Consider the following 14,330-nt stretch of genomic DNA (forward strand, 5'->3'; position numbering starts at 1 on the left):
ACTCGGTGCTAACGCGAACGAAGCACGTATTCTCTACATTGTGTGCGGCTAATGTTGTTGTTACGGCTCCCGACGTTGCGCCGCTATGATCGAGTACGTCAGTTCTCCGGACGCGTACGCTTCTTGAATGACAGGGATTGCGCACGAGAAGTGGTTGACCTCGCTTGGCAGGAACGGCAGCAGGAAGCGAAACGCCTGCGCGCGCCTTCGGCAAACATCCCAGGTCCGAGCGACGCCGGCGCTCAAGTCCACGGAGCGCGTTGGCACAAGGCCAGCCTCGGTAATAAGCGAGTTGTAATCCTGGCTCGTCAGCAAGGAAGGACATACAAAGTTTTTGGCGACCGCACGCACGCGCAGGCTACACATGGAACCGGTCCAGGCCGCGACCAGAAGTCGGCCTCCCGGTCGCAGACACCGCCCGACTCTAGTGAAGAATCCGGCCTTGTCAGAGAAGTGCTCTGAGGATTCCATGACCCAAACCAGGTCGCAGGTTTCAATGCCGCAGTCGGTTCGTTCCGCATCGGCGACTCGGATTTCGACGACAGATTGCGCACCAGCATTCGTGATCTTCCGGCGTGCGAAGTGCGCCTGCTTTGGACTCAGGGTGAAGCCAGTCACTTGGTATCCGAACCTCGACGCCAAATATAGGCAGGTGCCGCCGTGTCCACAGCCCACGTCCAGCGCAGTTCCGCCTCCAGGCTTCAGCTCGAGAATCTGCGAACAGAAGTCGAGTAACCGAAGCTGCGCCGCCGAGGCCGTCATAGCTCCATCGGCGAACAAACCGTGGTGAATGTGATCACCCCAGAACAGGCGATAGACCCAGGCCATCTGGTCATAATGTCGGCGCACCGATTCGGCATTTATCTCGATGGCTGCCTCCAACGTCTCTCGTTTAGAGGCAAGCCATCCGATTTGCGTCACCTGCTCGACAAGGAAGATTACCGTGCCTGGTCAAAACCCGACGGTCAGGCCCAGACATCTCAGTGTCAACGTCAGGCGCTTCGACTGCGGTGGAGGACTTATGTCAGCTGACATAGACCCGATTCGTAAGGAGATAGCTTTTCAACTCAGAAGCGGCAATGCACATCTCAGCTTTGAAGAGGTGATTGCGGGCTTTCCACCTAAGTTGCGTGGGACTGTGCCCAAAGGACTTCCGTACTCAGCATGGCAACTGCTCGGGCATATTCGCATAACCCAGGAAGATATTCTGAGATTCAGCAGAAATGTGGATGGCGGCTATGTAACGCCAAACTGGCCTCAAAGTTACTGGCCGGAATCGGTTGCGCCACCGAACGACAGTGCCTGGGAGGAGTCCGTCCAACAGGTAATTGCGGACCGCGAGCAGTTCATTCAACTCGTGGAAAAAGGGGATCTGTTCACGCCCTTCCCCTGGGGCGACGGTCAAACTCTTCTACGCGAAGCATTCGTGATCATCGATCACACCGCGTACCACCTGGGCGAAATTGTCGCGGTCCGGCGACTGCTGGGTGCCTGGCCTTCACAATGACAAGCGGCGATCCAAGCGTCGCCACGCGTCGAGAGCACACGCCAGTCGCAGCCATTCAGTTCCTAACGCGGATACGTTCCGACGATCTTCCTGATTAGTCCATGGACTATGTGCGGAAAAGCGGTGTTTGGCAAGAACATCAACGGGCACTCGCCGGCAATAACGCTGATGCCGCGCTCACTACAGAGTGCAACCGCGGCTGGGTGTACCGCTCCAACTCCACCACCACGGTACATCCAGATGTGAGTCACGCCAGCCGCAATGCAATCCGCCACAACCTGTTCGGTCGCGGCCGGGGACGTCAGCACCAGGGCAGCTTTGACTGCGGGCCTTATCTCCTGTACTCGTGCGAAGCACTCATGCCCGCCAAGTTCTCTGACGGCGGGATTGACTGGCACCGCTTCATAGCCCCTGGTCTCGAACTCGCGCACCAGTGTTCGAGTGAAATCCTTCGGGTCTCTGGATAGGCCCACGGCAGCGAAACGACGCTGATTTAGGAACTCCGTGATCTGTGTACTCGTTGCGCGCGCCGGAGCGTCTTTGCTGGATGTTGCGGCCATGAACGACCCTCCTGCTCCAAGTCTCCAACCGGGACACTAAGCACATTCTACTTCTGAATTCACAGTCTGCTATCCCAAAAACGCTAGCGTGACCAAGGGATCTGCTGTATCGCTAACAGCAGATCCTTCGCAGCGCTCAGGACCACCTTGCTCTTTGGACGCTTTGGAACCGGCTTCGAGGTTTCAGCAGCCTGTAAGATACCAGCATGATTCGGCTAGAGCCTACAGTCTCAGCGCACCTTCCACTTCGACGACAGCGCGGCTAGTTTGTCGTCGAGCGAAGCCTTCGGTCTTTCCGGAGGCTTCTGCGGAACCCGCTGCGGAGTACCTTGCAAAGCCTTGATTGAGAGCGCAATCCGCTTCGTTTTCGTATCCGCGCTGAGCACTTTCACCTTCACGATCTGGCCGGCCTTCACCGCCTCCGAAGGATCCTTAATGTAGCGGTTTGAAAGCTCGCTGATGTGAACCAGGCCATCCTGGTGGACGCCGATGTCCACGAAGGCGCCGAACTTGGTGACATTGGTCACCACGCCTTCCAGCACCATGTCCGACTGCACATCGGAAATTTCTCGAACCTGCTCATTGAAGCTCGGCGCCACAAACTTGTCGCGCGGGTCGCGCCCCGGCTTGCGCAGTTCTTCAATGATGTCGTTCAATGTATAGCTTCCGGCGGAGAGCCCGCTGCGATCCAGTTGATCGAGCAGGTGCGGGTTCTTTACCAGGTCCTCGATAGGAACCTTCAGAGACTCGGCAATCTGCTCCACCACCTGGTAGGACTCCGGGTGTACGGCCGTGATGTCGAGCGGGTTGTCGCCATTGCGTATGCGCAGGAAGCCCGCAGCTTGTTCGAACGTCTTCGGACCGATTCCAGGTACTTCTTTCAACTGCACGCGAGAGCGAAAACGCCCGTTTCCGTCGCGGTACTTGACGATGTTGATGGCCGTCCGTTCCGTCACGCCAGCGACATAACGAAGCAGCGTCCACGAGGAGGTGTTCAGATCAACGCCAACACGGTTGACACAACTCTCGATCACCGTTTCAAGAGACTGGTGCAACTGGCGCTGGTCCACATCGTGCTGATACTGGCCGACACCGATTGACTTGGGATCAACCTTGACGAGTTCAGAAAGCGGGTCCTGCAAGCGGCGCGCGATTGAAATCGCGCCGCGAACCGTCAGGTCGAGATCCGGAAATTCCTGCCGCGCAACATCGGAAGCCGAGTACACGCTCGCTCCAGATTCGCTCACCGTCACCGAGAAAATGCCGTCGAGCCGTTGATCGCGCAGGAAATCGCGGACGAAGACATCCGTTTCACGCGAAGCCGTGCCGTTGCCGATTGCGATGGCGCGGACGTTGTGCTGCCGCAGCAGGGACTCCAAGGTCTTTGCCGCGCCCGCCGCTTCCGCCTTGGACCGGTGCAGGTAGATAACGTCGTGCGCAAGAAACTTCCCTGTCTCATCCACCACGGCGATCTTGCAGCCGGTTCTCATGCCGGGATCTATACCTAAGACAGAGATTGGCCCCGCTGGAGGCGCCAGCAGCAGGTGGTGAAGATTCTCACGGAAAACCCCGATGGCGTCTGTGTCCGAACGCTTCTTCAGTTCGAGCCGGATTTCTCCCTGGACAGAGGAGTTCAGCAGGCGTTGCCATGAATCTTCGATGGCGGCTTCGAGGTGCGGTGTCCAGTCGCCGGGAGTGCGCACAATTCGCGCGCGCAACGCGGAAAGTGCTCGCAATGGCTCGAGTTCGATGCCGAAGTAGAGAACGTTTTCGCCCTCACCGCGCCGGATCGCAAGCATCCGGTGCGACGGAATCGTCTTCACCGGCTCGCGATATTCGTAATACATCTTGAATTTTTCCTGCTCGTCGACGGCATCCGTCGCCTTGTGGCTGACGACCGCACCCTCCTCGAACATGATCTGGCGCAGGGCCTTACGAATATCGGCGTCCTCGCTGATCATTTCGGCAACAATGTGCCTTGCGCCTTCGAAAGCCTCTTCAATGCTGTTGACCGCCTTCTCCGCGTTAACGAAGCTCGCGGCAAAAGTCTCCAGCGGGTCGGTCGTTGGCTGCTGCGCCCACAGATAAAGAGCGAGAGGCTCCAGGCCCTTCTCGCGCGCTATTGTCGCTTTGGTACGTCGCTTGGGACGATACGGCAGATAGAGGTCTTCCAGTTCGCTCTTGTCGAACGTGGCATCGATACGCGCCTTAAGTTCGTCCGTAAGCTTCCCTTGCTCGCCGATGGACGCAAGAATCGTCTCGCGTCGCGCAACCAGGTCTCGGAAGTAGCCTAGCTTTTCCTCGATGTCGCGAACCTGTACTTCGTCGACATTTCCGGTCGCCTCCTTGCGATAACGCGCGATAAATGGAACTGTGCCGCCGTCATCAAGCAGCTCGATGACCGCCAGCATGCCGCGCATGGGGATGTTGAGTGTCTGGGCGATATGGCCCAGAATTTCGGGAGATAGAATTTTTCGATCAGTCATGACAGCTCGTGCCCATGTTAACCGGAGTCGCTTTGCGGAATCGGACAGAATAGTGTAGGAGCAGAAAGCAACGCGAGGCAGGACCGATCTGTGGGATCGTCAAGCCTCGCTTGCATATAACTCCTGGGCTGTTTGCTCAGGGTTTGCGCCGCGATTCCGCGCTATACGAGGTCACTCGTCATGATGAAGAGCGGCTTCATTTCGAAGCTCTTGTAATGCGGTCGCAAGCGCTCGGTATTGTAGTGTTCCCTGACGTTGACCAACTTCTTGGAGGCCGTGACAGTTTCAATCGGCAGGTTGTCATACCGGCCATTCTTCAACACCACCACGCGGCCGTGTATCTTGCTCAACACCAGGTCAAGCGCCAGGTTCCCATAGGCCATCGGGACGATCGAGTCGAGGGCATCCGGATCGCCGCCACGCACCAGGTAACCTAGCTTCTGAGTGATACACTCCACGGTCCTGCCGTTGTTGTATTTCGGCGAAAGTTCCTTGAGTTTCGCGGCCACGAGGTCACCGATGCCGCCGAGCTTCTTGTGGCCGTACGCATCCGTGGTCTGCTCGGTGAAGATCATATCGCCGCCCTTGAACATCGCGCCTTCCGAAACCAGGACAACCGAATACCGGCTTGAGTTCTGACGGCGGTCAGCCACCATCAGTTCGGTCAGCTGCTCGATGTCGAATTGGTGCTCCGGAATGACGCAGCGGTTAGCGGCTCCTGCCATCGTCGGCAGCATGGCCGTAAAGCCTGCGTACCGTCCAAACACTTCGAGAACGAGGAAGCGCTCATGCGAACCCGCCGAGGTGCGAAGATCGTTCGCGAGCTGAATCGTGCGGCTTACGCACGTGCTGAACCCAATGCAGTAATCGGTTCCCGGCACGTCGTTGTCCATCGTCTTGGGAATCGCGACTACCTTCACGCCTTCCTGATACAGGCGCACTCCGTAACTCAGCGTGTCATCACCGCCAATCGGAATCAGGTAATCAATCCCGAGCCAATCAAGATTCTTCAGAACCTCGGGAGTCAGGTCGTTGATTTCGGAGTTGTAAGCGCCTTTCAGGTGGTCGGGCACTCTCGACTTGCTTACCTTGCCAGGGTTCGTGCGCGAACTGTGCAGGAACGTGCCACCGGTTCGACCTGCACGGTTGACCAATTCGTCGGAAAGAATCTGGAAGTTATCGCTGTTGTCGTGATCCTTGTCGCGAACAATGTCGACCAGCCCTCCCCATCCGCGCCTGAGCCCGATCACTTGCCAGCCTTCTCGAATCGCCCTGAAGGTGACGGACCGGATTGCCGGGTTCAGCCCGGGCACATCTCCGCCCCCAGTAAGAATTCCGATTACGCCTTTCTTTGCTGTCGTATTCGCCATAAAAGTCCTGTCTATAGAGAGTTGAAAAGACACTGTTACAGAGCAGATCCACATCGGCTCCAAGCGAACGCGTGTCAAGCGATCACCAAAGCACTATGATTTTCTTCGCAATGCCTATCTCAATTGTAAACATCAGAGTGGCTGCGGAGAATTATTTGTCGCCCGAAATTCGCCTTCTACAGCCGCTCAATACACCCCCTAGCCCGCCCGGAGAGACGCAGGTGGCATGTATGCAAGATATGATGGTGATTGACGAGTAGCTCAATCAAGCAGCGTTCGACTTGAGGTAGCCTGACATGCGCTCGCGATCTACTTACATCATCGCGCTCGGGTTTGGGATTCTGGTTACGCTAATCGGGATTCTTGGGATCGGTGCGGTGCGCCGTGCGAAAACCATTTATAGAGAGATGGAGCACACCCAGAACACGTATCTGCGGACAGAATCGTTTCGCCGTGACATCGTGTCGGACATGTACCTCGCAGATATCCTGATTCGAGATTATTTACTGGATCCGTCGCCGCAGAATGTGAGGTCGCATCGTGAGCAATTACTCGTCATTCGCGCTTCTCTGCAGGAGCGATTGGACAAACTCTCGGCTGAACGAGGCCAACCTGCAACTCCAGGACTCATGCGCCTTCAAGATGAAGTTCAGGGCTACTGGGACTCTCTCGACCCAATCTTCGACTGGACACCGAAAGACAAGGCGGAAATGAGCTGGGGCTTTCTTCGCCACAAAGTACTTCCTCGACGGCAGGCGGTGGTCAGTCTTGCGCGCGAGATTGCCAGGGCAAACCGGGAAAATCTGGAACACGAACAGCAACGCATCCGCGATAGCCAGCAGAACCTCCGGCAATTTCTGCTCCGCATGATGGGATTTTCTCTCTGCCTGGGAGTGATCGTGGCAGTTGTCACCACGTTCCGGGTCAGTATCCTCGAGAAGGAACACGAAAGGCAGCGCAAACAGATATTACGCACGGAGGACGATCTCAGAAGGCTGTCGCATCGACTCGTACAGGCGCAGGAGAATGAACGGAAGTCCCTATCGCGCGAGTTACATGACGAGGTTGGTCAGACTTTGACCGCATTGGGAATGGAACTTGCGAATGTAGAGACCGCCGGTAGAACAGGGTTACCTGTCTTGCATAATCGGATCGAAGAAGCGAAACGGCTGAACAGCGAAGCGATGCGCACCGTGCGCGACCTGGCAATGGGTCTTCGTCCATCCATGCTCGACGACTTGGGCTTGGAACCCGCTCTGCAGTGGCAGGGCCGCGAGTTTGCACGACACACGGGTGTACCTGCGAGTGTTGTTGTCCAAGGCGATGTCGAGGCGCTGGATGATGCTCGGCGGACCTGCATCTATCGATTGGTACAGGAAGCACTCACGAACTGTGCTCGTCACGCGGAAGCAACGAAAGTTCGCGTCAGCATTGAACAGCGCGGGAGCGAAATCGAAGTCGAAGTCCAGGATAATGGAATCGGCTTTGCCCCGGATACTGCAGGTGTTCCGGGCGGACTAGGATTGATCGGCATGAAGGAACGGGTTCAATCCGTCGGCGGCAGGCTTAAGATTGCCTCCCGGCAGGGTGAAGGTACAAGTGTGCTCGCCACAATCCCAGTCGACGGTACGGGGGGTGTTGCTTGAAGAAGACACGAATCTTGATCGCCGACGATCACGGGATTGTCAGAAGGGGGCTTCGCCTCCAACTCGAACAGCATGACAATTTTGAAGTGGTCGGTGAAGCGGAAGATGGACGTGAGGCGGCGCGCCTCGCTGAGGAACTCAGCCCGGACGTTGTCATCATGGACGTGGCGATGCCTAACCTGAACGGTATCCAGGCAACGACGCAGATCACGAAGCGCAACCCCAAAACATCCGTAATCATCCTGAGCATGTATTCTGACGAAAGTTATCTAACCAGGGCTCTTGCTGCGGGTGCAAAGGGTTATCTCCTGAAAGACAATGCAGAGGTTGATTTGTACCGGGCTGTTCAGGTCGTCGCCCAAGGGAAACCATTCTTTAGTCCTGTCATCGCGAACACGTTGCTTGAGGATTACATGCGCCAGATGCAGCAGCGTGGACTCGATGACAGTTACGATCTACTCACCGATCGCGAGAAGGAAATTCTTCAGTTGCTCGCAGAGGGCAAGTCCAACAAAGATGTCGCTGTCGATCTGAACCTCAGCACCTATACGGTAGAGACTCATCGCACACGTATCATGCAAAAGCTTGACCTCCATAGCGCAACCGATCTGGTCCTGTATGCTGTGCGAAAGAAGATAATCGTCTTCTAAAGGACGGTCCATCAACAACGTACGGCGTACAGTGCTTTTCCGGCGAAGATACGCCGGAGACGGTATAGCCCGAAGAATCACTCCAGTTCATAGTGAAGCCACGTCGAGGCCGACGCGAAAGCTCTGCACTGGAGATCAACGTGAGTACTGCTGTCACTCGAACTAGTCAGGCGTTGCCGTTCTTCCGCTCCCCGGTTGCACCCCGTCGTGCACTTCTGCTCGACTACGATGGTACCCTCGCCCCCTTCGTCGCCGATCGTCATCAGGCTTATCCGTACCCACACATTACAGAACTGCTAGACGAAATCATGGCGCACTCTAAAACCAGGGTGATCATCGTTTCGGGCCGCCAGGCGTCTGAAATTCCACTGTTGCTCAAAACCGCCCGTCGCCCGGAGGTTTGGGGCTGCCATGGATTGGAGAGGATGCGCACGGATGGGAGCTCTTGGCGATCTCCCTTGGACGGCGCTGTAGAACGTGCGCTGGACGCTGTATTTGCCGATCTATCGAACAGGGGCTTTAGCGAGCTGACCGAAACAAAGCCGGGATGCGTGGCACTCCATTGGAGAGGTCTCAGCGCAAGTCACGCAGAGGCAGCAAAAGCGACAGCCTACAACTGCTTCTCCCGCTACGTCGCCGTTGGGGGATTGCGCATAGAGGAATTCGACCACGGAGTCGAATTGCGCGTTGGGTGCAACAAGGCAAAGGTGGTCAAGACCATCTTGTCTGAATTGGGCGCCGATGCAGCGGTCGCGTATCTCGGTGACGATACTACGGACGAATATGCATTTCGCGCCTTGCACGGCCGAGGCCTCACGGTACTTGTTCGGCCAAGCTACAGGTTTACCGCAGCCCAGTATTGGCTACGTCCTCCGCACGAGGTTGAATGGTTTCTGCGTGACTGGATACAAGCCTGTACGGAGGTACAACCATGAGGGATACGTCGCGCCTGATCGTTGTCTCGAACCGCTTGCCAGTCACAGTATCGTGCTCTGGAGATTTGCGGCCAAGCTCCGGTGGACTCGTTACGGCTCTCGGCCCGCTACTGAAAACGATTCCGTCCACATGGATCGGCTGGACCGGAACAGATTATGCTCCCGGCATCGACAGCCAACTGAACGCAATGGACCACCACCAGCGCAAACTTGTGCCCGTGTATCTCACGGAATACGAAAAAGAAAAGTTCTACCTCGGATTCGCGAACCAGGTCTTATGGCCGCTGTTCCACAATATGCAGACGTTGTGCAACTTCGACGCCAGCTACTGGGACGCTTACCAGGCTGTGACTGAGAAGTTCGCTGATGCGGTGACGGCCAGCGCCATGCCGGACGACCTCGTTTGGGTACACGATTATCACCTAATGCTGCTGGGACGCTCCTTGCGACGCCGTCGCTTGGGATTGCGTCTCGCTTACTTCCATCATGTTCCCTTCCCTGGACCTGATACGTTCGCCACTCTCCCTACCGGAGAGACCATTCTTCGGGCAATGTTGTCCTTCGAACGAATCGGTTTTCAAACAAGTGGCGACCGGCATAATTTCCTTCAATGCCTTCGTAATGCTTTCGGCCGGCGGCTCAGGCTCCTGCGCCGGAGAGAGGAACTCGTGGTGCAGTTCGAGGGTACTTCGACCTCGCTGCTCACCTCCCCTATAGGGATTGACTCGCAGAAATTTGCGACTCTCGCCGGTTCCTCAGAGGTGGCCGTACAGATGCAATCGTTGGATTCGGCCTTCCGCGGCAGCAGAATGATGCTGGGCGTCGATCGGCTTGATTACACCAAGGGAGTGCCCCAGAGACTCTCTGCTTACAAAATGCTGCTCGAGCAGCATCCCGAACTACAGGGCGAACTGGTGCTCCTGCAACTGATTATCCCAAGCAGAGAGGAAGTACCTGAATACGAATCGTTAAGACTGTCAGTCGAGCGGCAGATCAGCGAGATTAATGGCACGTTCGGACGCCCACGATGGACGCCAATCGTGTACATGCATCGGAGTATTCCGTGTGAAGAATTGGTCGCGCTCTACCGATCCGCAACGGCAATGCTGGTAACGTCGCTTAAGGATGGTATGAACTTGGTTGCAAAAGAGTTTTGTGCATCCAAGGTGGACCAATCAGGAGTGCTGGTTCTGAGTAAATTCGCAGGCGCATCGCAGGAACTTTGCAATGGCGCAGTCCTGGTAAATCCGCATGACATTGCCGGATTGGCGCAGTCTTTCTTCACTGCACTCACGATGAGCCGCTCGGAAGTAAGAACAAGAATGGCGGCCATGCAGAAAGCCGTGATGCACAATGACATCTGGCATTGGTGTTCGTCTGCACTAGGAAACAACGTCGGTGGACGCTCGCGGAACTTTACCCCGAGAGCTGCACTGGCCAGCACGGTTGCGGTCGCTTGAGCTTCCGGCTTGACGCGTTGCTTGATCGCCCGTAATTTTCGCTAAGAACACAAGGCTCCCAGCGCGATTCAGCGCCGTGCCGTGGTGCGAGATCGAACTCCAACGCGGCGTGAGCAGCTGCATGATAAAGCTACTCTTTCTTTTTTCCGGGCAGGGACGCCGGAGTCTCCTGCGTGCGCTCGCGGAATTTCGACTTCATTCCGATGGCGAGTGACACGGCGCCATCGCCGAACCTGTCGCGCATGCGGTCGGCTACGTTCAGCGCCTTCGTCCAGCGATCATGCTGGTCATTCGCCAGCAAGTCAGGCTGCGCCTCGCCTTGTTCGAACGACGAAGTCTGCACGCCCAACAAACGTACTGTGCCGCCATTCCAGTTGCCTCGAAATAGCTCACGCACGGCCTCGAAGATTTCGGTATCGACCTGCGTAGTCCGGCGCAGCGTGTGGGCGCGCGTTATGGTCTTGAAGTCCGTATAGCGAAGCTTGAGTTGCACCGTTCGGGCATGAAGGCCGTGTTCACGCAACCGCCGGCACACCATCTCCGACAGCTTAGCCAGCATCGATTCCAACCTGCGCTCATCCGACGTATCTTCGTCGAACGTGTGTTCATGGCTGACGGACTTCGGGTCCTCCTGTTCGCCGACTTCTCCCGCGAACCACGCGCCTGCATCGAAGCCCCGCGCCTTCTCTCCGAGCGCGACCGCCCAGTCGCCCAGAGTATCGCGCAACGTTGCGTCGCTCATCGCCGCGAGCTGCCCAATCTGCCGAATTCCGAGCGCAATCAACCTCTCCTCTGTAACCTTACCGACACCGGGGATCTTGCGTACGTCCAGGCGCGAGAGAAAACTCGCCTCCTCGCCCCGCGGTATCCAGAGCACGCCATTCGGCTTCGCCTGGTCGGAACACACTTTGGCAACCATGCGCGATGTGGCGATGCCTATCGAGCAGTTCAGCCCAGTGTTGCGCTTCATCGCTTCGTGCAGTTGATGCGCGGCCCGAAGCGGCGGACCGTGCAAGCGTTCCGTGCCGGTCATGTCGAGATACGCCTCGTCGATCGACGCCATCTGCAGCGCTGGCGTGAACCCATAAAGTACGTCATGAACCTTCTCGGAGTACACGCGATAACGTTCAGGATGCCCGTCGAGAAACACGGCCTGCGGACACAGCTTTGCGGCCGTGCGCAGCGGCATCGCCGAGTGCACCCCGAATTTCCTTGCCGCATAAGACGCTGCCGCCACTACGCCGCGTTCGTTCGCCTTGCCGCCAACAACCACGGGCTTTCCTTTCAGCGAAGGATCGTAAAGCTCCTCGACCGATACGAAGAAGGCGTCCATATCGACATGGAAATACGTTTTAGCTGGAATTTCCGGCATTTCGATTACTGCGATTCTAGCCCACAGGATGTGACCTGGCGCACACGCGCTGCATCGGTCGCGAAAACGAAAGGCTGGAGAAGTCGCCTTCCCCAGCCTCTTGCTGCGTTCGCTGCTTTACTTCTTTGTAGCTGCCTTCGCTTTAGCTGCCGGAACTACTTGCGAAGCCTTAGCGGTGCCGCCCGTCAGTTCGTCCGCGAGTTCGGTCGCATTGTAGATCGTCCGCAGCGACTCGATAATTGACCGCGAATCGACGTGGACGGCGCGGCCCTGCCGGTCGTCAAAGACGTAGTTCCACGGTAGCGACTGGATGTTGCCGTCGAAGATAATGCCGACGACTTCGCCGGCCTTGTTTACCGTTGGGGAACCGGAGTTGCCGCCAATGATGTCGGCCGTCGAAACGAAGTTGAAAGGCGTGTTGAGTTTCAGCTTTGGCTTTGCATCGATCCACGACTTCGGCAACTCGTAAGGATCCTTGTTGCCGTGCTTCGCCGCGTGTTCGTATGCTCCGCCCATTGTGGTGGCGGACGGGATATGCTTGCCATCGGCGTCATAGCCCTTCACCGCACCATAACTCAGGCGAAGCGTGAATGTCGCATCCGGGTACATACTGGTTCCCCGCTCGGCGAAAAGGGCCTTCGCAATGAGCGCATAATTCTGCCGCAGCACGGCGTCTACCTCGTCGTCCATGCGCTTGCGAATCGCGCGTGCAGCGGGATCGATCTTCCGCATGAGAACGATCAGCGGGTCAGTGCTGGCCTCTATGGCCTTGATGCCGCCGGTGTAAAGCTGCTTGCGCACATTCACCTGGTCGAGCTTTGTATTTGCGATGGCTTCGCTTGCAACCTGCTCCGGCGTGCGGCCGCTCAAAACGCTCTTCACGACCTCGTTGTCGGCTCCGAGACGGGCACGCATTTCGGTGAGCGAGTCGGTAAAGGTGAGCGTCTCAAGGTCCTTATGGATCGGCGCGGTAGAAAACAATTCCTGCTCGAGGGACGCCAAGTTCGACTCGCGATATTCTCGCAACCGCAGAGCATTCGGCTTCTCGCGTTCTTCGGCAACACGCACCAGGTTGCGAGCGATGCCGTTCAGTTGGCCACGGAATCCGCCGCGATTCTCCAGGAAGGTCGACGGCAGGAAAAGCTCACGCTGCACCTTAACTGCCTGCTCGATCGCCGGCCATGCGGTGCCAAACTCCGCCTTCTTCTTGGGATCGGCTTCCACCGAGCTTCGCAGCTTCTGTTCTTCCGAGGCCTTCTTGGCCATCAACTGCTTGTCCAGCAGGCCCTTGTACTGACCGTCCTGCGCCTTAAACGAATTCTCCAGACCGAAGATGTCTTCGCGAGCGATGCGCGCATTCTCTTCCGACTTGGCCGCAAATGCGTGCAGAACGCCGATTCGCCGCTTCAGGGATTCAAGCGTGAAGGGGAGTCGCACGTCGCGCGTGTACTCCAGTTGCGCAAGCGTATTCATGCGCTCGGTCCGCCCAGGATGCCCGGAGACAAAGATTAGATCGTTTTCCTTCACGCCGGTGTTCGACCACCTTAAGTAGTTCTTCAACTGTACGGGCTTGTCGTTCTCGTATATACGGAAGAACGCGACATCCAGGTCGTAACGCGGAAACTCGAAGTTGTCCGGATCTCCGCCGAAGAACGCGATTGGGAACTCAGGCGCGAACACTACGCGAACATCTGTGTACTTCTTGTACTTGTAGAGGTGGTACATGCCGCCTGCATACAGCGTCACGACGTCACAGCGCTGGCCTGTCTTCTTTGAGCAGTCGGCCTCCAATTGCGACATTAATGCACGCTGGGCCTGCCCGGCTTCTGCCGGGGTCATGCCCTTTTTCGCGGCGCCCTGCACCTGGTCCGTTACGTCCTCGATGCCTTCCAGAACGTTCAACTCTAGATCGGGACACTTCAGCTCTTCCGCGCCGGTGCGCGCGTAGAAGCCCTGCTTCATGTAGTCCTTTTCCTTGGTCGCCACACCCTGCAGGCAATCGGCGCCAACGTGGTGGTTGGTGAAGGCAAGGCCGTTCGCGGAAACGAATGAACCCGAGCCACCATTGTTGAAGCGCACCGAACCAAGCTGCAGGTGATCCAGCCATTGCTGCGTCGGCTCAAAGCCGTAGCGCGCCTTGATCTTGTCTTTCGGCGCACGGTTGAACAACCACATACCCTCATCCGCAATGGCGCCCGTAGCCAGCAGACATAGCAGGGCCGTCAATAACAGAAATCTTTTCCTCATCGTGATTGCGCTCCACGGAGCGGAAGGAAATGCTCCCTCTACGCTCCACCGGTCAGTCCGGGCGAAACATCATATTCTCTTAGACGACAGGAAGCCA

General features: G+C 57.0%; 11 protein-coding genes. 5 read left to right on the plus strand and 6 right to left on the minus strand.

The window, feature by feature from the left end:
* Positions 1-60: 60 nt before the first annotated feature.
* Positions 61-882, minus strand: a complete 822-nt coding sequence (locus tag VN622_03880) for a class I SAM-dependent methyltransferase (protein ID HWR34996.1) — start codon at positions 880-882, stop codon at positions 61-63.
* Between the two features lie 139 nt (positions 883-1,021).
* Between VN622_03880 and VN622_03885 the strand changes: the two genes are divergently transcribed.
* On the plus strand, positions 1,022-1,507 hold the full coding sequence (locus tag VN622_03885; protein ID HWR34997.1) for a DinB family protein: 486 nt from the start codon (positions 1,022-1,024) through the stop codon (positions 1,505-1,507).
* A gap of 62 nt (positions 1,508-1,569) precedes the next feature.
* Here the strand turns inward: VN622_03885 and VN622_03890 are convergent, their stop codons facing one another.
* From VN622_03890 to VN622_03900, 3 genes are all read right to left on the minus strand, one after another.
* Positions 1,570-2,067 carry a CoA-binding protein gene (locus VN622_03890; GenBank protein HWR34998.1) on the minus strand — a complete coding sequence of 166 codons (498 nt, stop codon included), beginning with the start codon at positions 2,065-2,067 and terminating at the stop codon, positions 1,570-1,572.
* Positions 2,068-2,297: 230 nt separating this feature from the next.
* The gene (locus VN622_03895) at positions 2,298-4,553 is read right to left on the minus strand and encodes a Tex family protein (protein HWR34999.1); all 2,256 of its coding nucleotides are present in this window, start codon (positions 4,551-4,553) and stop codon (positions 2,298-2,300) included.
* A 161-nt stretch (positions 4,554-4,714) separates the two neighbouring features.
* Positions 4,715-5,923 (minus strand): ATP-dependent 6-phosphofructokinase, encoded by a 1,209-nt coding sequence (locus VN622_03900; GenBank protein HWR35000.1) that lies wholly within the window; start codon positions 5,921-5,923, stop codon positions 4,715-4,717.
* Between the two features lie 296 nt (positions 5,924-6,219).
* On the opposite strand from VN622_03900, the gene VN622_03905 reads away from it, so the two are divergent.
* From VN622_03905 to VN622_03920, 4 genes are all read left to right on the plus strand, one after another.
* Positions 6,220-7,569, plus strand: a complete 1,350-nt coding sequence (locus VN622_03905) for a sensor histidine kinase (protein HWR35001.1) — start codon at positions 6,220-6,222, stop codon at positions 7,567-7,569.
* Complete coding sequence (locus tag VN622_03910) at positions 7,566-8,219, plus strand: response regulator transcription factor (GenBank protein HWR35002.1); 654 nt, start codon at positions 7,566-7,568, stop codon at positions 8,217-8,219. The genes VN622_03905 and VN622_03910 overlap by 4 nt, the downstream gene beginning before the upstream one ends.
* 140 nt (positions 8,220-8,359) lie before the next feature.
* A complete protein-coding gene (otsB, locus tag VN622_03915; GenBank protein HWR35003.1) occupies positions 8,360-9,154 on the plus strand; it encodes a trehalose-phosphatase in 795 nt (264 codons plus the stop codon).
* Positions 9,151-10,614 carry a trehalose-6-phosphate synthase gene (locus VN622_03920; protein HWR35004.1) on the plus strand — a complete coding sequence of 488 codons (1,464 nt, stop codon included), beginning with the start codon at positions 9,151-9,153 and terminating at the stop codon, positions 10,612-10,614. The genes otsB and VN622_03920 overlap by 4 nt, the downstream gene beginning before the upstream one ends.
* A 130-nt stretch (positions 10,615-10,744) precedes the next feature.
* Here the strand turns inward: VN622_03920 and dinB are convergent, their stop codons facing one another.
* Complete coding sequence (gene dinB / locus VN622_03925) at positions 10,745-11,986, minus strand: DNA polymerase IV (protein HWR35005.1); 1,242 nt, start codon at positions 11,984-11,986, stop codon at positions 10,745-10,747.
* Between the two features lie 117 nt (positions 11,987-12,103).
* On the minus strand, positions 12,104-14,233 hold the full coding sequence (locus VN622_03930; protein HWR35006.1) for a S46 family peptidase: 2,130 nt from the start codon (positions 14,231-14,233) through the stop codon (positions 12,104-12,106).
* Positions 14,234-14,330 lie beyond the last annotated feature (97 nt).

The sequence above is a fragment of the Clostridia bacterium genome, assembly GCA_035561135.1.
GTDB lineage: Bacteria > Acidobacteriota > Terriglobia > Terriglobales > Acidobacteriaceae > DATMYA01.